Genomic DNA, 21,733 nt, shown 5'->3' with positions numbered 1-21,733 from the left:
ACATGGTGGGGGATTCTTCTATGCTGAGGTCTTCTGCACTGAGCTCTTCTATGCTGAGGTCTTCTACGCGGAAGGGTCTATGCGGAGGCGAGCCAGCGTGCCGCAGCGAAGCCGCGAGCTCGTGAGACACTAGAACCATGAAGTTTGGATCCTCAGAACGCGTCGGCGGCAGCCGCGACCGCCTCACCGACGCCCTCACAGAACTCACCCGCGCACCGCAGCGCGTCACCCTCCTCGGCTCGACCGGCTCCATCGGCACCCAAGCCATGGAGGTCATCGACCACCTCGCCGCGCTCAAGGGCACCAGCGCCTCCGCAGCCGACGCACCGCTGAAGGTCGTCGCCCTCTCGGCGGGTTCCCGCTCCCTCGAGCTGCTCGCCCGCCAGGCCGTGCACGTGCGCGCCGAGCTGGTCGCCACCAGCGGCACCGCCGAAGACGCACAGCGCCTGCGCGAACTCATCGAGGCGGCAGCCTCCGAAGCCGGCGCCACCGGCTACACCCCGCAAATCGCTCACGGCGCCGAAGCATCCGTACAGGCGGCAGCGCACCCGGCAGACACCGTCCTGAACGGCATCACCGGCTCCATCGGCCTGGAACCGACCCTCACCGCCCTCAACAGTGGCTACCGCGTGGCACTCGCCAACAAGGAATCCCTCATCGCAGGCGGCCCGCTCGTACGCGCCGCCGTGGACGCCTCTGCCCTGGACATTCCCATGGTGCCCGTCGACTCGGAGCACTCCGCCATCGCGCAGGCGCTCGCCTCCGGAACCGACGCAGAAATCGACCGCCTCATCCTCACCGCATCGGGCGGCCCGTTCCGCGGCTACAAGCGCGAGCAGCTGCACGACGTGACCCCCGCGCAGGCGCTCGCACACCCCACCTGGGACATGGGCCTGGTCGTCACCACCAACTCGGCAACCATGGTCAACAAGGCGCTCGAGGTGCTCGAGGCACACCACCTGTTCGGCGTGGACCTGGACCGTATTGACGTGGCGGTTCACCCGCAGTCCATCGTACATTCCATGGTGCAGTTCGTGGACGGCTCGACCATTGCGCAGGCGTCCCCGCCGAGCATGGTTCTGCCCATCGCGCTGGGTCTGACCTGGCCGCACCGCATCCCCGGCGCCGTGCCCGCGTGTGACTGGTCGAAGGCTGCATCCTGGACTTTTGAACCGCTGGACGAGGAAGCATTCCCCGCCGTGCGCATGATCAAGGACGCCGGTAAGATCGGCGGCACCCACCCGGCAGTGTTCAACGCCGCCAATGAGGAAGCCGTGGCAGCATTCCACGCGGGCGCGATTCGCTTTACCGACATTGTCGATTCGGTCGCACGCGTGCTGGAGGAGCACACCGGCAGCGCCGAGGCTGTTTCTGACGCTGATTTGACGCTGGAAGCTGTGCTGAACGCGGAGCGTTGGGCTCGCGTTCGCGCGAATGAGCTGCTGGGCATGACCGGCAACTAGCCGGTTCTGAGGCGGTATTCGCATTTCTATGGGATGCGGCCGGTGCGGACCTTCCTACGCTCCTACAGGGGAACCCACCCTCTCGGGTGCTCCGCTCTTCCTTGCTTCGCTGCGGAGAGCACCCGAGAGGGTACCCTGATGTCGCTTCCGGAAGGTGCACCGGCTCGCTCTGGCAGTGCTTGGGTGCGCGGAGGGGCGGTGTCGTCCGAACGTGACATCAGGGTGCCCCTGTAGGAACGAGGACGAACACCGCCCCTCTTACCGTCCCCATCCAGCCCCTCCAGAAAACGGGGGAGGGCGCCTTCACAGGCTGAGCGAGTATCCTAGAAGCTTCGTATCCCCGAACCGAAACGAGAAAAAGCGTGGAAATCCTGCTGTACGCTGTGGGCATTATCCTCATGGCAATCGCTATTGCCGTCTCGATTGCCCTGCACGAGGTGGGGCATCTGGTGCCCGCGAAGCTGTTCAATGTGCGCGTTCCGCAGTACATGATTGGCTTCGGTAAGACCGTGTTCTCTTTCCGTCGCGGCGAGACCGAGTACGGTTTCAAGGCGATCCCGTTGGGCGGTTACATTTCGATGATTGGCATGTACCCGCCGAGCCCCACCGAGGTGAAGGAGCACCATACGGAGGGTCATTCGGGGAGTACGAGCCCCTTCGCGTCCCTGGCTGAGGAGGCGCGTGCGGCGGACGCCGAGCGCATGCAGCCCGGCGACGAGAACCGCCTGTTCTATAAGCTGCCCGTGCTCAAGCGCATGGTGATTATGCTGGGCGGCCCGACCATGAACCTGCTGATTGGTGTGGTCTGCACGGCTATTTTGGTGTGCGGTTTCGGTACGGCGCAGGTGACGAATAAGGTTTCGGCAGTGTCTGAGTGCGTGCCGAGCGTGAGCGTGACCCATGATTCGATCAGCTACGGCGAGTGCACGGATAAGTCCACCCCCTCGCCCGCTAAGGCTGCCGGCGTGCAGGTGGGTGACCGCGTGGTTGCCGTGAACGGCACGTCGACGGGTTCGTGGGAGGCGGTGTCTTCGGCGATTCGTGCGGCGGGTTCTCACCCGAGCACCCTGACGGTGGAGCGTAATGGTCAGCGCCTGGACCTGTCGGTGACCCCGGTTGAGATGATTCGCCCGGTCTCTGACGGTAAGGGCCAGTACGCGCGTGCCGAGGACGGCTCGATTGCGACGACCCGCGGCGGTTTCGTGGGCGTTTCCCCGTCGAGCGAGCTGGTGCCCGGTTCCATTACCGAGGTCCCCGGAATTGTGGGGGATACCCTCGCCAAGGTGGGCACCTCGATGCTTTCGCTGCCGCAGCGCGTGTGGGATCTGGCGGTGACCCTGGTGACCGGTGGTGAGCGTAGCGCCGAGTCGCCCGTGTCGGTGGTGGGTGTGAGCCGCATTGCCGGTGAGGTGACGGCCACCGACCGCATCGACCTGAAGTCGAAGGCCGCGATGCTGGTCTCGCTGGTGGCGAATATGAACCTGATGCTTTTCGCGTTCAACCTGATTCCGCTACTGCCGCTGGACGGCGGCCACGTGCTGGGCGCCCTCTGGGAGGGCGTGCGTCGCTTCTTCGCACGCCTGACCGGGCGTAAGGACCCGGGCCCGTTCGACCCGGTGAAGCTTCTGCCGCTGACCTACGTGGTGGCGGGCGCGTTCATCCTGATGTCGGTGGTGCTGATTATCGCCGACGTCGTCAAACCGATCACCCTTTTCTAAAGGGGAAGTTTCGCTCTCTTCGCACTGCCTAAAAGATGTGATGTTACGCGCGGTAAGGGTACCCGTATTAGTGGTTTCTTTCGCGTCAGTGGCACAATAAAAAGCTGAAAGAAAGACGCATAACCGTCTTTCACAACTCATGTATGGAGGAAAACCTTGTCGGTCAGCCTTGGTATGCCGAAGCCCGCTCCCGCGGTTCTGTCGCCGCGCCGTAAAACCCGCCAGTTCAAGGTGGGCTCCGTGGGTGTTGGCTCTGAATCTCCGATTTCCGTGCAGTCGATGACGACCACGAAGACCCACGACATTGGCGCGACCCTGCAGCAGATTGCGGAGCTGACCGCTGCCGGCTGCGATATCGTGCGTGTGGCCTGCCCGACCGATAAGGACGCCGAGGCTCTGCCCATCATCGCCAAGCAGTCCCGCATCCCGGTGATTGCCGACATCCACTTCCAGCCGAAGTACGTGTACGCCGCTATTCAGGCTGGCTGCGGTGCCGTGCGCGTGAACCCGGGCAACATCCGTAAGTTTGACGACCAGGTCAAGGAAATCGCTCAGATGGCTTCGGACCACGGCACTTCTCTGCGCATCGGCGTGAACGCCGGTTCGCTGGATAAGCGCCTGCTGGAGAAGTACGGCAAGGCCACCCCGGAGGCTCTGGTGGAGTCCGCCGTGTGGGAGGCTTCGCTCTTCGAGGAGCACGGCTTCCACGACTTCAAGATTTCCGTGAAGCACAACGACCCCGTCGTGATGGTGGAGGCGTACCGCCAGCTGGCTGAGCGCGGCGACTGGCCGCTGCACCTGGGCGTGACCGAGGCCGGTCCGGCGTTCCAGGGCACCATTAAGAGCTCGGTTGCGTTCGGTATTCTGCTGTCCGAGGGCATCGGCGACACGATTCGCGTGTCCCTCTCCGCCCCTCCGGTGGAGGAGGTGAAGGTGGGCTCGAAGATTCTGGAGTCGCTGAACCTTCGCCCCCGCAAGCTGGACATCGTGTCCTGCCCCTCCTGCGGTCGTGCGCAGGTGAACGTGTGGGAGCTGGCCGAGAACGTGACCAAGGGCCTGGAGCACATGAAGGTTCCGCTGCGCGTGGCCGTGATGGGCTGCGTGGTGAACGGTCCGGGTGAGGCTCGCGAGGCTGACCTGGGCGTGGCCTCCGGTAACGGTAAGGGCCAGATTTTCGTGAAGGGCGAGGTCATCAAGACCGTGCCCGAGGATCAGATCGTTGAGACTCTGATTGAGGAGGCAACCCGCATCGCCGCCGAGATGGAAGCTTCGGGCGAGTACGTTCCCGAGGGTTCCCCCGCGGTTTCGGTGAGCTAATCGGTTAGCCCCCAACCCATAAAATTCATGCACGCGAAGGCGTCCTCCACGCGAGGGCGCCTTCGCTGTTTTTATTCATCCCGGCTGATTTCTTCGTCCCGTGAAAGAAACCAGGTCGCCGAAGGTGCTTTGCCCGGCGGCGACAGCGTATTCTTGGAGTACGCGCTTTTGGGCGCGTGTATCCGCTCACTCTCACCCGTTATCCGTTCATGTTCACTCATTTTTTCTCCCGCTCTCCCTTCCGCCGCAGGCCGCGGCACGCGCAGGAGGCCCCTCCCATTCCCGAGCCGCACGACCCCTTGAAACACCAGGTGTTCGTCCTGGACACCCACTGGCGCGACGGCCTGGAGGAGATTCTCTTCGGGGACCCGATTCCGAACCTGTACCCCATCGAGCACTACGCGGCCGTTCCGCTGCCCAAGTCGGCTCCGTGCATCCCCCTGCAGCACTACCAGGGGTTCGTGGGGTGCGCCCGCGGCGACACGCTGTGCTGCGTGGTGCTGCTGGGCTCGAACGTGGTGCCGGTGCGCCTGTGCTGCGCCTACGAGGAGGTTCCCGGAGGCGGTGATTGCGCCGAGGAGGGGAGCATCGGCGCGCTGCACCGTGACGCCCTGGCCCAGCTGCTGTTGCAGGTGGGGGCGCGCACGGACTCGATTTTTGGCGAGAGCGATTACGTGATGCCCCTGTGGGAGCGGATGCAGCAGATGGCGGAAGAGACGGAGAGGCCTTCCTCGAGCGTTCCGCTGCTACACCTGATTCAGCCGAGCCTGAGCGATGTCTACGATCCGCGCACGCGCGTGCTTTCGGAACGGCCCGTGCAACCGCTACTCTACCTGCCCCCGGAGGAGGACCTCTCGGCCCTCTACGAGGCGCCTCTGCCTTCCCTGCCGGAGAACCTGCCGCCCCCGCTGGATCCGCTGGAGCTTGACCGCCCGGTCGAGAGCGTCGGCTACGCGCGCCTGGCCACCGTGGAGGACGAGGAGCGGCTGCTGGTCGCGGCGGCCGCCATGTTCACCGAGGAGGTGGGCTTCGACCCGATTGCCCGCTACGGTGACGGCTACCGCGCCCGCCTGCACGGGCTGATTCGCGCGAAGCGGTGCGCAATCGTGACGGACGCCTCCGGCCGCGTGATTTTTAAGGCGGACGCGGGCATCGCGAGCCTGGACACCGCGCAGGTGCAGGGCGTGTGGATGCACCCGGACTACCGCGGCCTGGGCCTGGCAAAACCCTTCTTCGCGGCGGCCTCGCGGGTGCTGCAGCGCCGTTACAGGCACCTGAGTCTCTACGTGAACGACTACAACGCGGCGGCGGTGGCCCTGTACAGCGGCACCGGTTGGGTGCCGATTGGTCGGTTCTCGACCATCATCTTTGAGAATTAGCCGCTCGGACGGTTGCGGGGCACCGCGCCGCCGTTCCCGGGCTTTACGAAAACGCTATAGAATTAAAGACGACTGTGCCCTCCGGCGGGCGTGCCGCCCGTGCGAGAGGCACCCAGACTTCACCTACCGACCTTTTCAAGGAGAATCGTGGTACTTCGCCTTTCCAATCTCTTCGTGCGCACCCTGCGCGAGGATCCCGTAGATGCCGAGGTCGCCAGCCACAAGCTGCTGGTTCGCGCCGGTTACATTCGCCGAGCCGCTCCCGGCGTGTACACCTGGCTGCCCCTGGGCCTGAAGGTACTGCGCAAGGTCGAGAACATCATTCGCGAAGAGATGGATGCCATCGGCGCGCAGGAGGTGCACTTCCCCGCGCTGCTGCCCCGCGAGCCCTACGAGGCCACGAACCGCTGGGACGAGTACGGCGATAACCTCTTCCGCCTCAAGGATCGCAAGGGCGCCGACATGCTACTGGCCCCCACCCACGAGGAAATGTTCACCCTGCTGGTCAAGGACCTGTACTCCTCCTACAAGGACCTGCCGGTCTACCTGTACCAGATTCAGACCAAGTACCGCGACGAGGCGCGCCCCCGCGCCGGCCTGCTGCGCGGCCGCGAGTTCGTCATGAAGGACTCCTACTCCTTCAACATCGACGACGAGGGCCTGAACGAGGCGTACATGGCTCACCGCGCCGCATACCAGCGCATCTTCAAGCGCCTGGGCCTGGAGATCGTCATCGTGACCGCACAGTCCGGTGCGATGGGCGGCTCCCGTAGCGAGGAGTTCCTGCACCCGACCCCCATCGGTGAGGACACCTTCGTGCGTTCGGCCGGCGGCTACGCGGCAAACGTCGAGGCCGTGACCACCGTGGTTCCCGAGGAAATCGAGATCACCGAGTCCACCCCGGCGGCAATCGTCGTGGATACCCCCGATTCCGCAACCATCGAGACTCTCGTCGAGCGCATGAACGAGCTGCACTCCGAGAAGCTCGAGGGTACCCTGGAAGCCTCCCAGACCCTCAAGTGCTTCCTCGGCACCGTCATCACCCCCTCCGGCGAGCGCAAGGTCTTCGCCGTGGGCGTTCCCGGCGACCGCTCCGTGGACCTGGGCCGCGTCGAGGTCAACATCGGCGCGCTGCTGGGCATCGGCGGCGAGGTCGAGGTTGAGGCTGCCAGCGAGGAGGACCTGAAGGCCTACCCGCAGCTGGTCAAGGGCTACGTTGGCCCCGGACTGAGCCTGGATGCGCCCCTGCTTGGCGCGCACTCCGAGGACGAGGCCGCCGTAGCTTCGGCTACCGGCATCCCCTTCTTCGTGGACCCGCGCGTGGTACGCGGTACCCGCTGGGTGACCGGCGCTAACGCCGAGGGCAAGCACGTGGTGAACCTGGTCTTCGGCCGCGACTTCACCGCCGACGGCGTGCTGGAGGCCTGCGAGGTGCGCGAGGGTGACCCGGCACCGGACGGCTCCGGCGAGCTGGTGGCAGCCCGCGGTATCGAGATGGGTCACATCTTCCAGCTGGGCCGCAAGTACGCAGAGTCCCTGGGCCTGAAGGTTCTGGACCAGAACGGCAAGCTGCAGACCGTGACCATGGGCTCCTACGGCGTGGGCGTGACCCGCGCGCTGGGTGCCGTCGCCGAGGGCAACCACGACGAGAAGGGCCTGATCTGGCCGCGCAACCTGGCCCCGGCCGACGTGCACATCGTCGTCACCGGCAAGGATGAGGCTTCTCACTCCTACGCCGACGAGCTGAGCGCCTCCCTCGAGGCCGCCGGCGTGCAGGTTCTGCTGGACGACCGCCCCAAGACCAGCCCCGGCGTGAAGTTCGGCGACGCCGAGTTGCTGGGCGTTCCGACCATCCTGGTGATTGGCCGCGGCTTCAAGGACGGCGTGCTCGAGCTGAAGGACCGCCGTAGCGGCGAGGCTCGCGAGGTGTCCACTGAGAACGCGGTGGCCGAGGTCATCGCAGAGGTCAAGGGAGAATAACCGTGGCGTACAAGCCGAAGCGTTCCGGAACCAAGAAGAGCGCCCCCAATGCGCGCGCTCGCCGCGCCGCATCCCGCGCCGCGAACGGTGTGAACACCTCGCGCACCCGCGCCGAGCGTGAGCCCGTGGTGGATGCGCCGGTGCGCGTGGGCACCCGCGCAATCCGCGAGGAGGAGGTCGCCGAGGCGATTGCCCCCGTCCTCGAGGAGTTCTCGCTCGTGCTGGAGGGCCTGAAGATTTCGGGCCCGGCCGCCAACCGCACCGTGAAGATTACGGTGGACTACACCGCCGAACGTACCGATTCGCTGTCGCTGGATTCCCTCGCGGAGATTTCCGGTGCGATTTCGGGTGCTCTCGATCGTGCGGATGCGAACGACGAGTTCTTCCCCTACGAGCTGGAGGTCTCCTCGCCGGGCGCAACCCGCCCGCTGAAGGAGCGCCGCCACTGGGAGCGCGCCCGCACCCGCCTGGTTGCGGTCACCGCACCCGACGGCACCGAGTACCTGGCCCGCCTCCTCGAGGTGCAGGACGAGGGCCCGGTCCTGGAGCGTAAGAAGAACACCAAAAAGGGGCAGAAGGAGTCGTACCACGAACCGGCTTTGGTTGCGTGGGAAAATATCGGTTCTGCGCATGTCGAAATTGACTTCAATTCTCCGGTTGAACCGGTAGAATAGAGACACTAAAGCTCTAGGCACGGGCTGTTCCGTGCCGGGTATATACCGTTCGGGAGCCGGGGCGCGGAGAGCGTCCCGGCGCCGTGCTAACTGGGAAAGGCTGAAAAGCGTGGAGGATATTAAAACTATTGACCTGGGCGCACTGCGCGCATTGGCGAAGCAGCGCTCTCTCGTCATGGAGGAGCTCTTCACCCTGGTTGAGAACGCCCTGCTGCTCGCGTACCTGAAGCAGCCCGGCGCCATCAAGGGTTCGCGTGCCGTCATCGACCGCACCACCGGCGAGTTCGTGATTCTCGCCCCGGAGCTCGATGAGAACAACCAGAAGATTGACGAGTTCGACGACACCCCGAACAACTTTGGCCGTATCGCCGCCGCCACCGTGCGCCAGGTGCTGTCCCAGCGTCTGCGCGACGCCGAGGACGCCTCCGTGCTGGGCGAGTTTAAGGACCGCGAGGGCACCCTGGTGTCCGGCGTGGTTCAGCAGGGCAACAACCCCCGCATGGTCCAGGTCGACCTGGGCACCGTCGAGGCCGTTCTGCCCGGTAACGAGCAGGTTCCCGGCGAGAAGTACCCGCACGGCACCCGCCTGCGCGCCTACCTGGTGGAGGCACGCCGCGGCCCCAAGGGCCCCTCGATCGTGATTTCCCGTTCGCACCCGAACCTGGTGCTGCGCCTGTTCGAGCACGAGGTCCCCGAGATTTCCGAGGGCCTGGTCACCATTAACTCCATCGCCCGCGAGGCCGGCCACCGCTCGAAGATTGCCGTTTCGGCAAAGAACCCGACCATCAACGCTAAGGGCGCCTGCATCGGCGATATGGGCGCCCGCGTGCGCGCCGTGGCCGCCGAGCTGAACGACGAGAAGATCGACATTGTTGACTACTCGACCGACCCGGCAACCTTCATTGCGGCGGCGCTGTCCCCGGCCAAGGTCACCGAGGTAATCATCGCGAACCCGCGCGAGTACTCCGCCCGTGCCGTGGTGCCGGATGACCAGCTATCCCTGGCTATCGGCCGCGAGGGTCAGAACGCTCGCCTGGCCGCGAAGCTGACCGGCTGGCGCATCGACATTCTCTCCGAATCGAAGTACGCCCAGGTGCGTGCCGAGGAGGAGGTCGCCGCGCGCGTGGCACGTAGCCTCGCCGAGGAAGCCGCCGCCGAGCAGGCCGGTGAAGAGGCAGAGGCAGCAGCCGTTGAGGCGGCCGCCGACGCCGAGTAAGGCAGACTAGCATCCGTCCGCGTAAACCGCGGAGCGGAGGTAGGCGCAGGGTGCCGGGGGGAGACCCCGCGCCCTGCGCCTACCTCACATTTTTACCCACAAAAATCAAAAACGGGATACACTATTAAGATGTGCCGGAACACACCGGACGCTCTCGCGCGCCCTGGATTCGCTCCGGCCCAGGCATTAAACGCACACCGTATCGGGCTCCGACAGAACATAAGGAGGGCAGAGCCGTGACCCAACCGGTCCCCAGCGACGCCTCCGCTCAGCCGGAACCCCCGATTCGCACCTGCGTTGGGTGCCGCACTCGCGATGAACGGCGAAATCTGCTGCGCATCGTGAGCGTTCAGCCCGCCTCCGATGAGGCCGGCACCCCGCGATATCTACCCGATACCGCGGGAACGATGCCCGGGCGAGGCGCTTGGATTCACCCGAGCGAAGCGTGCGTGGCCGCTCTTGAGAAGAAGAACGGCCTGGCCCGCGCCTTCAAGAGGGCGGTACCCGCCGCCGCGTTGAAGGCCTGCTGCGAGCAGATTCGAGCCGTCCTGACGGCGCGCGAGTCCTCGCCAGAAGCCGCACCCGGCACCGTATAGCCCCTGTTAGTCAACGAGTTTGACGACTTCTTATCTGAAAGCGAGTCAGAAAACTGATGGATATCTAATGAGTGCCGCGAAATGAGTACCTTCCCGTGCTCACCCACCGGTAACTTCACGAATTGGCGTGCCCCTCGGCGCGCACCCCGTATATATTAGAGTCCGCACCTATCCCGGTGCGGACCGGGATAGGAGAAAATTTGGCTCAGCCTCGAGTACACGAGTTTGCTAAAGAGGTAGGCGTACCTTCCAAGGAAGTTATCGCCAAGCTCAAGGAGATGGGCGAGTTCGTTAAGAGCTCCTCCTCCACCCTGAACCCCATGGTGCTGAAGAAGCTGCGCGCGGCGTACCCCGCCAAGCAGTCCGCTCCCGCGGCAGAGGCCAAGGCAGCGAAGCCGGCTCCCAAGCCGGCCGCGAAGCCCGCCGCCGCAAAGCCGGCAGCACCCAAGCCTGCAGCCGCACAGTCGGCCCCCAAGCCCGCAGCGAAGCCCGGCGCCAAGCCGGCCGCTCCGAAGCCGGCCGCAAAGTCTGCAGCACCCAAGCCCGGTGGCCCCCGCCCCGGCAACAACCCCTTTGCCCCGCAGCAGGGTATGGCCCGCCCCGAGGCCGCTCCGAAGCCGGCAGCACCCAAGCCTGCCGCTCCGAAGCCCGGCCCCAAGCCCGGCCCGCGCCCCGGCAACAACCCCTTCGCACCCCAGCAGGGCATGAAGCGCAATGGTGGCGACTCGCAGCGTTCAGGCGGTCCCCGCCCGGCACGTAACGGTCGTCCCGGTGGTAACGGTGGCCCCCGTCCCGCGGGCGGCGCACGTCCCGGTGGTAACGGCGGTCCCCGTCCCGCCGGTGGCGCACGTCCCGGTGCACAGCGTTCCTCCGGTGGTGCACGCCCGAACCCCTCGATGATGCCGAAGGTATCCAACGTTGGTGGCGGCGCATCCGGCTCTAACAACGGTGGCGGTAACGGCGGCGGCGCACGTCGCGGTAACGGCGGCTTCAACCGCGGTCCGGGTCGTCCCGGCCCCGGCGGCCGCGGCAACGCCCAGGGCGCATTCGGTCGCGGCGGCTCCAAGCGTAAGGGCCGCAAGTCGAAGGCAGCTCGCCGCCACGAGCAGGAACAGCTGAACGCACCGGCACCCGGTGGCGTGGTTGTTCCTCGCGGCGACGGCTCGACCGAGATTCGTCTGCGCCGCGGCGCCTCCATCATGGACTTCGCCGAGAAGATTGGCGCAAACCCGGCCTCGCTGATTACGGTGCTCTTCCACCTGGGCGAGATGGCTACCCAGACTCAGTCCCTCGACGAGGACACCTTCGAGCTGCTGGGCGCCGAGTTGGGCTACGTCATCAAGATTGTGTCCCCCGAGGACGAGGAGCGCGAGCTGCTCGAGTCCTTCGACATCAACCTCGAGGCAGAGCTTGAAGCTGAGGGTGAGGATGTTCTGGAGGTTCGTCCCCCGGTCGTGACCGTCATGGGTCACGTCGACCACGGTAAGACCCGCCTGCTGGACGCCATTCGCCACACCAACGTTATCGAGGGTGAGGCCGGCGGCATTACCCAGCACATCGGTGCGTACCAGGTCCACACCACCGTCGAGGGCGAAGACCGCGCCATCACCTTCATCGATACCCCCGGTCACGAGGCGTTCACCGCTATGCGTGCCCGCGGTGCGAAGGTCACCGACGTGGCCATCCTCGTGGTCGCAGCGGATGACGGCGTGATGCCCCAGACCGTTGAGGCACTGAACCACGCGCAGGCAGCTAACGTGCCGATCGTGGTTGCTGTGAACAAGATCGATAAGGAAGGCGCCTCCCCGGACAAGATCCGTGGCCAGCTGACCGAGTACGGTCTGATCCCCGAAGAGTACGGTGGCGACACCATGTTCGTGGACGTCTCCGCACGTAACGGCACCAACATCGACGAGCTGCTGGAGGCGGTCACCCTGACCGCCGACGTGCTCGAGCTGACCGCTAACCCGAACAAGGAAGCCCGCGGCGTGGCCATCGAGGCCAACCTGGACAAGGGCCGCGGTGCGGTTTCCACCGTCCTGGTTCAGTCCGGTACCCTGCGCGTTGGCGACGCCATTGTTGCCGGTGTGGCTCACGGCCGCGTCCGTGCAATGTTCGACGAGAACGGCCAGGCCGTGAAGGAAGCCGGCCCCTCCCGCCCCGTGCAGGTGCTGGGTCTGTCCACCGTGCCGCGCGCAGGTGACACCTTCCTCTCCACCGAGGAAGAGCGCACCGCCCGCCAGATCGCTGAGAAGCGTGAGGCAGCCGACCGTAACGCCCAGCTGGCTAAGCGTCGCAAGCGCGTCACCCTGGAGTCCTTCGACGCCGCCGTGGCCGAGGGCAAGATGGATACCCTGAACCTGATCATCAAGGGTGACGTCTCCGGTGCCGTGGAAGCACTGGAAGAGTCCCTGATGAAGATCGACGCCGGTGGCGACGAGGTTCAGCTGCGCGTCATCCACCGCGGTGTGGGTGCTATTACCCAGAACGACGTGAACCTGGCGACCGTGGACAACGCGGTAATCATCGGCTTCAACGTCCGCCCGGCAGAGCGCGTGGCCGAGCTGGCCGACCGCGAGGGTGTCGAGATGAAGTTCTACTCGGTCATCTACCGTGCGATCGAAGACATCGAGCAGGCCGTCAAGGGTATGCTCAAGCCCGAATACGAGGAGGTCGAGCTCGGCTCGGCAGAGATCCGCGAGGTCTTCCGCTCCTCCAAGTGGGGCAACATCGCAGGTTCGATCGTCAAGAACGGCATCATCAAGCGCAACGCCAAGGCACGCCTGGTGCGCGACGGCTCCGTGGTGGCGGACAACCTCACCATCGAGTCGCTGCGTCGCTTCAAGGACGACGCCACCGAGGTGCGCGAAGGTTTCGAGTGCGGTATTGGCCTCGGCTCCTTCAACGACATCAAGGAAGGCGACATTATCGAGACCTGGGAGATGCGCGAGAAGCCGCGCGTCTAAGGCTCCCATGCTGATGCGCCCGTGACCCGCACCCCGCCCGCAGGTACCCGGTTCCGTGACCGGAGGCCCGCGAGCGGGGGAGCGGAGGCGGGCGCTTTCCGCATCCTGCCCCCAACCCATAGAATTTTTGTATCTAGAATTCCCTCCTCGAGATACCGACATCTCGAGGCGACCGCCCACCCCGCTTCGAAATCCACCGGAACCAACCGGGGCCCGGGCGGCCCCATCAACCGCAGACAAGGAGAAACACATGGCTGACGCAGCCCGCGCGGCACGACTTGCAGACCGCATCAAGGTCATCGTGGCGAAGGCCCTCGAGCGCCGAGTGAAGGACCCCCGCCTCGGTTTCGTGACCGTCACCGATGCCCGCGTGACCAACGACCTGCAGCACGCAACCATTTACTACACGGTGCTCGGCTCCGAAGAGGACGCCGCCAACACCAAGAAGGCCCTCGAATCGGCTAAGGGTATTCTGCGTTCGGAGGTGGGTAAGAACATCACCGCGCGCCTGACCCCGACCCTGACCTTTGTGGCCGACGAGGTGCCCGAGAACGCCTTCCACATTGAGTCCCTGCTGCGCGAGACCCGCGAGCGCGACGCCAAGCTGGCCGCCGCCGCCGAGGGCGCGCAGTACGCCGGCGACGCCGACCCCTACAAGAAGGACGAGGACGAAGCGGACGAGGACGCCTAAGTGGCCAAGAAGCAGCCCCAGGGCCCCTCGGGCCTGATGGTTATCGATAAGCCCGCCGGGATGAGCAGCCACGACGTGGTTTCGCGGATGCGCCGCATCGCCGGAACCCGACGGGTCGGCCACGCCGGTACCCTGGATCCGGCCGCGACCGGTGTGCTGATTCTGGGGGTGAATAAGGCGACGAAGCTGCTGACCTACCTGGTGGGCCAGGACAAGACCTACGACGCCACGATTCGCCTGGGCATCGAGACGCTGACCGAGGACGCCGAGGGCGAGCACACCGCCGCCCACCCCGAGGCCGTGGAGGCCCTGACCGCCATGGGCCCCGAGCAGATGCGTGCGCGCATCCTGGAGGCGGTGGCCGGCCTGCGCGGTGACATTATGCAGGTTCCCTCCGCGGTGTCCGCTATCAAGATCAACGGGGTGCGTTCCTACGCGCGTGTGCGCGGCGGCGAGGAGGTTGAGCTTCCCGCCCGCCCGGTGACCATCAGCGAGTTCACGGTACATTCCGTAACTGCCGGTTTCGCCGAGTACGTCGTCGAGGACCTCGAGGGAGAGCACATGGCGACCTCGGTTCCCGTCGTGGACTGCGAGGTCACGGTTTCGTGCTCCTCTGGCACCTATATTCGTGCCCTGGCCCGTGATTTGGGTAAGGCCCTGGGCACTGGCGGTCACCTGACGGCGCTGCGCCGAACCCGCGTGGGCGCGGTGCACCTGCAGGATGCGGCCGACCTGGCCGAGCTGACGGCGCGCCGCGAGGCCTCCGAGGGGCCCCTCGAGGACCTGCCCCTGCTACCCCTGGAAGAGGCCGCCCGCCGTATTTTCGGGGCCCGCGAGCTTAGTACAGCCGAGGCGAGCGATATCTCCTACGGGCGGCGCATCGCCTCCAGCGGCGATGGCACCGTGGTCAAGCGCTCCGCCCACGCGAGCCCCGACGAGCAGGGCGCGATTCAGCACGCCAGCGTCGAGGGTATCGTGGCGGGCTTTGCCCCTGACGGCACCCTGGTGGCCCTGCTGGAGAACAAGAAGCAGCGCGGGAAGGTGCAGGCCGCCCCGGTGCTGGTTTTTGAGGCGAACCGCTCCTTCGACTAGGAAACTTATCCTAGGGCGCTTATCCTAGAGCGCCTCTCGGATAGCTCGCCTTTCGATGCCTCCCCGCTCACTCGGGGAACCCCTCACACTCGGGGCCCGGCCCCTACACACAGCCAAACACTCGCAGACGCCCCACGTGGGGCACCCAACTCAAGGAGAGAACATGAGCGAGAACCTGACGCCCTCCGAGCGTAACGTCTCGAAGGCCGCCGCAGAAAAGGCCGCAGAGCGCGAGGCCGCGCAGAAGACCTCGCAGGCCGAACCGCACACCGCCCCGGTTCCCCGGGTGAAGGGCACCGCCGGTGCCGCCGAGCAGGAGACCAATATTTCGGCGGCGAAGGATCCCGAGGGCGTGCGCGTGAGCCCTTCGGCCTCCGCGAAGCCCACCGCCTCCAAGGCCGAGAAGAAGGCAGACAAGAAGGCCGAGAAGAAGGCGACCCGCGAGGCTTTCGCCCGTCCCAAGAGTATTGAGGAGGCGGCTAAGCCTCAGAACCGTGCGGCCTTCCGCGCGGCCGTGGCCCTGTACGGCCTGTTCATGATTGCCTACGGCCTGTGGCAGGTCTTCGGCGGTGTGTCGGCCGTGCCCGACGCCCCGACCGATTTCGCTAACTCCTCGGTGCAGTCGAACTACGTCTTCTTCGCCTCGACCTACGTGGGCGTGGGCCTCTCCTTCGTGTTCATCGCCCTGAAGTTCAAGTGGGTGAACATGCTGGCCTTCTCGTGCCTGGTGGTGTTCCTGGGCGGTGTGGGCCGCATCCTGTCCTGGGTGAACTTCGGCACCCCGAACTGGATTCTTATCGTGCTGATGGTGACCGAGCTGGTCATCCCGCCCTGCCTGCTGGTGTGGTACGGCTGGATCAACAAGTCCAACGCAATCCGCCAGGAGATGCTTAACGCATCCCGAACCCAGCCCGCCGCGGCTGCCAAGGGCCGCAAGTAGGCTCGTATGCGCCCGGGAGGGCCCCGAGAGGGGCTCGTCCCGGGCTTTTTCGGGGCGCTTGCCGAGCCCCCGTTCCATTCTCTAGCGATGAGTGCCCGCTAATTCTTTATCCTGCCGCCCGTGGTCTAGGATGGAGAGGTACATTTAACTTTTCAGGAGAGCCCGTGACCCTCTACACCGCTTTGAGCGACGTCCCCGCCGGCTATGGCCCCTCGGTCGTGACCATCGGCAACTTTGACGGCGTGCACCGTGGGCACGCCCGCGTGATTTCACGCGTGGTGTCCCTCGCTGAGGAGCACGGTCTGCGCTCCATCGCGGTCTCGTTCGACCCGCATCCCATTCAGGTGCACCGCCCCGAGGTGGCCCACCACGACATCATGGGCCAGGGCACTCGCCGCCACTACATGTGCCTGCTGGGCCTGGAGGACTACCTGCTGCTGCACTACAGCCTGGAGTTTGCGCAGCAGACCCCCGAGGAGTTCGTGAAGACCACCTTCGTGGACGGCCTCAATGCCCGCTACGTGGTGATTGGCGACGACGTGCGCTTTGGCCGCAACAACTCGGGCGACCTGAACACGATGCGTGAGCTGGGGGAGAAGTACGGCTTCGAGGTCGTGGTCGTGGAGGACCTCATGGTGGATGAGAACACCCGCTGCTCCTCGACGCGCATCCGCCAGCTGCTGCTGGAGGGTGACATGCCGGCCGCGACCGAGCTGCTGGGCCGCCACCACATGATGGCCGGCGAGGTCGTGCACGGTCTGGCGCGTGGCCGCGAGCTGGGCTTCCCGACCGCGAACCTGGACTTTGAGGCGCGAGGCCTGCTGCCCGCGGACGGCGTGTACGCCGGCTGGCTCGTGGATGAGGCGGGTACCCGCCACCCCTCCGCCATTTCGGTGGGTACGAACCCGACCTTTGACGGCATCGAGCACCGCCAGGTGGAGGCGCACGTGATTGACCGCCCCGAGGAACGCGTGGAAGACTTCAACCTGTACGGTCAGCACGTGCTCATCGAGTTCGTGAAGCGACTTCGCCCCATGGTGGCCTACACCGGTGTGGAGGCGCTGATCGAGCAGATTAACGATGACGTGGCCAAGACCCGCGAGGTGCTGGCCGAGGATGCGAAGACCTACTGCCCGCCGGAGCGTTCCGTGCGGGGCGAAAAGGATTCCGAGAAGAAGTCCGAGGCGGAGAGTCTCGAGGCGTAGGCTGCGGGTTGCATCCGGCACCTCACGCATAGAACGCTTGAACCCCGGCGGCAGGTACGAAACCTGCCGCCGGGGTTTGTCGTACCCGCAGGGCCCGGCGCCCGCTGAGCCCTAGTGTCCGCATGGCCCCGGTGCTCGAGCGTTCTCAGCCCCTCGCGAGCCCGGGGACGCGAAACGGCAAAGTTAAGAGAAGATAGAGTCATGGAAAAAATGAACGTCGAATCCTTCAACCTTGACCACCGTGCCGTTAAGGCCCCCTACGTGCGCATCGCCGACCGTAAGGTGCTGCCCGGTGGCGACACCCTCATCAAGTACGATATCCGCTTCACCCAGCCGAACACCGCGCACCTGGAGATGCCGACCGTGCACTCCATCGAGCATCTGAGCGCCGAGCACATGCGCAACCACACCGACCGCCTGATCGATTTCTCCCCGATGGGTTGCCAGACCGGCTTCTACGCGCTGACCCTGGGCCTGGAGCCCGAGGAGTTCTTCCCGATCCTGGAAGCAACCCTCAACGATATCCTCAACGCAACCGAGGTTCCGGCGGCGAACGAGGTGCAGTGCGGTTGGGGCGCCAACCACACCCTCGAGGGTGCGCAGGCTGCGGCCCGCGAGTTCCTCGCGGCACGCGATGAGTGGGCGCAGGTGATGGCGTAATGAGCGAGCAGATTCCCGAGGCCTTCACCGCCGCCTTCAACCCGGTGGATTTTGATCCGAACGCTTTTGACCCGGCTGAGGCGTTCAACAGCATGTTTGAGCTGATGGACGGCATGTCCAACGCCATCATCATTCAGGTTGCCATGGACGAGGAACTCGCACCGTTCCTGAAGGTGACCGAGGAGCTGCAGCCCTCCTTCACCGAGGGCGCCGCAGTATTCCACCCGCGCTACCTGCAGGTGGGCGAGGACCAGGTTCCGCTGCTGCTGGTTCGTTCCAAGATTGGTTTGGTGAACGCGGCGAGCGCCGTGACCGAGGCGATTAGCTACGCCTCGAACTGCTTGGGCGTCATCAGCGCAGGTACCGCCGGCGGTTTGGCTCGCGGCATTAACGTTGGCGACGTGCTGATTGGCGAGAACTACACCTACACTGACGCGGACGCCACTGCGTTTGGTTACGCGCGCGGCCAGGTTCCGGGCATGCCCGAAAGCTACGACGGCCAGGCGGATGAGTGGCAGGACGCCTTGGAGCACGCCCTGGCCGCTCTGGAGCTTGCGCGCACCGCCGAGAAGGCCGAGGGCTCGTGGGAGGTGCGCCGCGGCCAGATGCTTGCGGGTAACTCCTTCGTGACCGCCCACAACGTCAAGGACACCCGTGAGGCCTTCGAGGGCGCCATCAGCACCGACATGGAGACCACCGCCATTGCGCAGGTCTGCCACAACTACGAGATCCCGTTTATCGGGGTGCGTTGCGTGTCTGATCTGTGCGGCCCGGAGGCCGATCAGGACTTCCACCTCTCCGTGGATGTTGTGGCCCCCCGCTCGGCGCGTTACGCCCTGCAGCTGGCCGCCGAGCTGTGGACCGAGGCCGAGCTGGAGGACCTGGAGCTGGCTCTCTAAAGCTCTAGAACTAACAATCCAGAGCATGCGGCAAGTGCCGGGGCGTGAACCTGACGGGTTTGCGCCCCGGTTCTTTTGTGCCGGTATTTTTTGTACCGGTCCTTTTGTACTGGTTTTTGTGCCCCAGTCTTTTTGCGATCAGGCACTTTGACGTATCCGGTCCGTAAGAAATGCAGAAATATTAACCGCGGTGAATATACATTCTGTGTGTCGTGGAGTACTATAAATGAGGAAACTATCCGATCTCACAGAGGAGTACGTCGTGAAGTTCTGCCCGACTCTCGCCTCCGTCACCGGTCTGCTCGGTGGCTACAAGGTTGCATCGAGCACCGGCATCCGCCCGCTCGGTGGCGCTGTCCTGGCACTGTGCGGTGCCGTGGCTTACAAGAATTGGAAGCGTAAGGCTGGCGCAGGCCGTGCCACCTTCCTCACCGCTCTCTACCTCGGCGCGTTCGGCGCCGCTCATCCGCTCGCCAAGAAGCTTGGCGCGTGGCCTGCAGTCTACACCGTGACTGCTGCAACCGCTCTGTGCTCTATCGTCATTGGACGTAAGCGACAGAAGTAGTCTTTGACGAAAAGACGGCGGAAAGGCAACGTTGCCTTCCCGCCGTCTTTTGCGTTCCGCCCGGCTTCTTGGCCGCGGCGGTGACGCACGGGGCGAGGCGTGAAGGCAACACCTTCTGCGCAACGCCCCATCGCTCGATGGGGAGTGAATACCGCAACGTCGATCCGGCGCCGCACGTAACACGCAAGACATACCCGCCACAAGCGGGCAAACCCCACGAGGTAAAGGAAAATGGCACAAACCAACCCGACCCCGGACGCATCGGTAACGCTGAGCAGCCCCGAGAGCGGACAGCTCTCGCGAGGCCTCTCCCTGCGCCACATTATGTTCATCGCCCTCGGCTCGGCCATCGGCACGGGCCTGTTCTACGGTTCCGCCTCCGCGATTCAGCTGGCCGGCCCCTCCGTACTGCTGGCCTACGTCATCGGCGGCGCGGCGGTGTTCATGGTGATGCGCGCGATGGGCGAGCTCGCCCTGGCACACCCGGTCGCCGGCGCGTTCTCCGAGTACGCGACCCTCTACCTGGGCCGCTGGGCCGGTTTCGTGACCGGCTGGACCTACGCCCTAGAGATGGCGCTGGTGGCCGTCGCGGACGTGACCGCCTTCGCCGTGTACATGAAGTTCTGGTTCCCGAACAGTCCCTCGTGGATTTGGATTGTCTCGGTGCTGCTGATCCTGCTCGCCATTAACCTGGCGAAGGTCAAGGCCTTCGGCGAGGCAGAATTCTGGTTTACGCTCGTGAAGGTCAGCGCCATTATCGCCATGATCGTCGGCGGCATCGCCCTGCTCTTCGTGGGCGTGCAGGCGCACGAGGAAGTCGGCCCTTCGGTCACGAACCTCTGGGCCCTGGACGGCGGCTTCTTCGCGAACGGCTTTACCGGCTTCCTCGCCTGCTTCACCGTGGTGATGTTTGCCTTCGGTGGTATCGAGAACATCGGCATCGCTGCAGGTGAGGCGAAGGATCCGCGCACCTCGATTCCCAAGGCGATTCGCACGGTGCCGTTCCGCATCCTCATCTTCTATGTGCTGACTCTCTCGGTCATCATGTCCCTGTACCCCTGGTACTCGGTCTCGAAGGAGAACTCGCCGTTCGTGCAGATCTTTGAGGGCCTGGGCATCCCCGCGGCCGCTTCGATTCTGAACGTGGTCATCATTACCGCCGCCATCTCGGCCCTGAACGCCGATGTGTACGGTGCCGGCCGCATGATGTACGGTCTGGCCAAGCAGAAGCTGGCCCCCGCATCCTTCGCGAAGGTCACCAAGAACGGCGCTCCCTGGATGACCACCCTGCTCATGGTGCTGGTTATGGCGGTCGGCGTAATTGTGAACGTTCTCTTCGAGAACGCCTTTGAGGTGGTTGCCTCCCTGGCTACCTTCGCGACCGTGTTCGTGTGGGTCATGATTCTGCTGGCGCACATCGCGTTCAAGCGGGGCGGCGCGGACGCCGAGGCGCAGCCGGTACGCCAGCCCCTGTGGCTGAGCTACCTGGCGTTGGCGTTCATGATCTTTATCGTGGTGCTCTTCGGCTTCTTCGCCGACACCCAGCTGGCGCTGGTGATGGGTGCACTCTGGTGCCTGTTCCTGCTGGGCTATTACCGCCTCGTGGTGGTGCGCGCTCGCGCCGCGGCGTAGGCACTCAAGCCACCGGGCACCCGGCGGTAGCGGCTGCCGGGTAGCGCCCGTGTGAACGTTTGTCTCGAAAGCCCGGCGGCCGGTAGTGTGATGAGCTACCTGCCGCCGGGCTTTTGTGCGCTCTTCCGCGAACGCGTCCCGGTAGCGTAGAATGGGAAGAACGCGTCTGCAGTCCGCAGCAGACGTCGTGTATTGAGGGCGCAAGCCCACCACCCGGCGGCAACCGTCCGTACGGGACGTATGCGGTACTAACTCTAGGAGTTAAAAGTGGCACTGGATCCCGCTATCAAGCAGGAAATCATCAAGGAATACGCAACCCACGAGGGCGACACCGGTTCGCCCGAGGTTCAGATTGCAGTTCTGTCTCGTCGTATCTCCGACCTGACCGAGCACCTGAAGTTCCACAAGCACGATCACCACTCCCGTCGCGGCCTGATGATCCTCGTTGGTCGTCGCCGCAACATGCTCGGCTACCTCAAGAGCGTCGACATCGAGCGTTACCGTTCGCTGATCGAGCGCCTGGGCCTGCGCCGATAAAACGGGAGCGTTTGACGCTTCACGCGGTGATTAACCGCCCCGCGGCGGTTCGTGCGGACGTGCTGTAGCTGTTCCTCGCCTTCTTCGTAAGGCGCGGGCGTCGGCACGTCCGTACTGCCGCGTTCGGGGGCGCTCACCCCAACCGGTCGCGGGTCGGACGGCCCGGACCGTCCGGTGGGCACACCCCACCAACCATGACAGAA

18 protein-coding genes are annotated in these 21,733 nt (G+C 65.0%); all 18 read left to right on the top strand.

Annotated elements, in window-relative coordinates:
• Positions 1 to 137 precede the first annotated feature (137 nt).
• The gene (dxr, locus tag ADJ95_RS03985) at positions 138 to 1,463 is read left to right on the top strand and encodes a 1-deoxy-D-xylulose-5-phosphate reductoisomerase (protein WP_049332811.1); all 1,326 of its coding nucleotides are present in this window, start codon (positions 138 to 140) and stop codon (positions 1,461 to 1,463) included.
• 362 nt (positions 1,464 to 1,825) lie between these two features.
• Entirely contained in the window at positions 1,826 to 3,181 is a 1,356-nt protein-coding gene (locus ADJ95_RS03980; RefSeq protein ID WP_049332809.1) for a M50 family metallopeptidase, read from the top strand.
• 174 nt (positions 3,182 to 3,355) lie between these two features.
• The gene (gene ispG, locus ADJ95_RS03975) at positions 3,356 to 4,498 is read left to right on the top strand and encodes a flavodoxin-dependent (E)-4-hydroxy-3-methylbut-2-enyl-diphosphate synthase (RefSeq protein ID WP_049332807.1); all 1,143 of its coding nucleotides are present in this window, start codon (positions 3,356 to 3,358) and stop codon (positions 4,496 to 4,498) included.
• A 311-nt stretch (positions 4,499 to 4,809) separates the two neighbouring features.
• Positions 4,810 to 5,877, top strand: coding sequence for a GNAT family N-acetyltransferase (locus ADJ95_RS03970; RefSeq protein ID WP_239662772.1), 1,068 nt, complete (start codon positions 4,810 to 4,812; stop codon positions 5,875 to 5,877).
• Positions 5,878 to 6,024: 147 nt separating this feature from the next.
• The gene (locus ADJ95_RS03965; protein ID WP_049332804.1) at positions 6,025 to 7,857 is read left to right on the top strand and encodes a proline--tRNA ligase; all 1,833 of its coding nucleotides are present in this window, start codon (positions 6,025 to 6,027) and stop codon (positions 7,855 to 7,857) included.
• 2 nt (positions 7,858 to 7,859) lie between these two features.
• Positions 7,860 to 8,531 carry a ribosome maturation factor RimP gene (gene rimP / locus ADJ95_RS03960; protein ID WP_049332802.1) on the top strand — a complete coding sequence of 224 codons (672 nt, stop codon included), beginning with the start codon at positions 7,860 to 7,862 and terminating at the stop codon, positions 8,529 to 8,531.
• Positions 8,532 to 8,640: 109 nt separating this feature from the next.
• The gene (gene nusA / locus ADJ95_RS03955) at positions 8,641 to 9,747 is read left to right on the top strand and encodes a transcription termination factor NusA (RefSeq protein WP_049332800.1); all 1,107 of its coding nucleotides are present in this window, start codon (positions 8,641 to 8,643) and stop codon (positions 9,745 to 9,747) included.
• Positions 9,748 to 9,983: 236 nt separating this feature from the next.
• Positions 9,984 to 10,343 (top strand): YlxR family protein, encoded by a 360-nt coding sequence (locus ADJ95_RS03950; protein ID WP_049332798.1) that lies wholly within the window; start codon positions 9,984 to 9,986, stop codon positions 10,341 to 10,343.
• Positions 10,344 to 10,543: 200 nt separating this feature from the next.
• Entirely contained in the window at positions 10,544 to 13,309 is a 2,766-nt protein-coding gene (gene infB / locus ADJ95_RS03945) for a translation initiation factor IF-2 (RefSeq protein WP_049332796.1), read from the top strand.
• Between the two features lie 250 nt (positions 13,310 to 13,559).
• Complete coding sequence (gene rbfA, locus ADJ95_RS03940) at positions 13,560 to 14,000, top strand: 30S ribosome-binding factor RbfA (protein ID WP_049332795.1); 441 nt, start codon at positions 13,560 to 13,562, stop codon at positions 13,998 to 14,000.
• Positions 14,001 to 15,092, top strand: coding sequence for a tRNA pseudouridine(55) synthase TruB (truB, locus tag ADJ95_RS03935; RefSeq protein WP_049332793.1), 1,092 nt, complete (start codon positions 14,001 to 14,003; stop codon positions 15,090 to 15,092).
• Between the two features lie 163 nt (positions 15,093 to 15,255).
• Positions 15,256 to 16,032: a DUF4345 domain-containing protein gene (locus tag ADJ95_RS03930; protein ID WP_049332792.1), complete on the top strand. Its 777-nt coding sequence runs from the start codon at positions 15,256 to 15,258 to the stop codon at positions 16,030 to 16,032.
• A gap of 164 nt (positions 16,033 to 16,196) precedes the next feature.
• On the top strand, positions 16,197 to 17,237 hold the full coding sequence (locus tag ADJ95_RS03925) for a bifunctional riboflavin kinase/FAD synthetase (RefSeq protein WP_049332789.1): 1,041 nt from the start codon (positions 16,197 to 16,199) through the stop codon (positions 17,235 to 17,237).
• Between the two features lie 201 nt (positions 17,238 to 17,438).
• Complete coding sequence (locus ADJ95_RS03920) at positions 17,439 to 17,897, top strand: S-ribosylhomocysteine lyase (protein ID WP_049332787.1); 459 nt, start codon at positions 17,439 to 17,441, stop codon at positions 17,895 to 17,897.
• Positions 17,897 to 18,796, top strand: coding sequence for a 5'-methylthioadenosine/S-adenosylhomocysteine nucleosidase (gene mtnN, locus ADJ95_RS03915; protein ID WP_049332785.1), 900 nt, complete (start codon positions 17,897 to 17,899; stop codon positions 18,794 to 18,796). The genes ADJ95_RS03920 and mtnN overlap by 1 nt, the downstream gene beginning before the upstream one ends.
• Positions 18,797 to 19,022: 226 nt before the next feature.
• On the top strand, positions 19,023 to 19,361 hold the full coding sequence (locus ADJ95_RS03910) for a hypothetical protein (RefSeq protein ID WP_012903925.1): 339 nt from the start codon (positions 19,023 to 19,025) through the stop codon (positions 19,359 to 19,361).
• 231 nt (positions 19,362 to 19,592) lie between these two features.
• The gene (locus ADJ95_RS03905; protein ID WP_049332782.1) at positions 19,593 to 20,993 is read left to right on the top strand and encodes an amino acid permease; all 1,401 of its coding nucleotides are present in this window, start codon (positions 19,593 to 19,595) and stop codon (positions 20,991 to 20,993) included.
• Between the two features lie 267 nt (positions 20,994 to 21,260).
• On the top strand, positions 21,261 to 21,530 hold the full coding sequence (rpsO, locus tag ADJ95_RS03900; RefSeq protein WP_049332781.1) for a 30S ribosomal protein S15: 270 nt from the start codon (positions 21,261 to 21,263) through the stop codon (positions 21,528 to 21,530).
• The last annotated feature ends 203 nt before the right edge of the window (positions 21,531 to 21,733 follow it).

The organism is Rothia mucilaginosa (assembly GCF_001061665.1).
Lineage (GTDB): Bacteria > Actinomycetota > Actinomycetes > Actinomycetales > Micrococcaceae > Rothia > Rothia mucilaginosa_A.
This window is presented reverse-complemented; position numbering and strand designations above follow the sequence as displayed.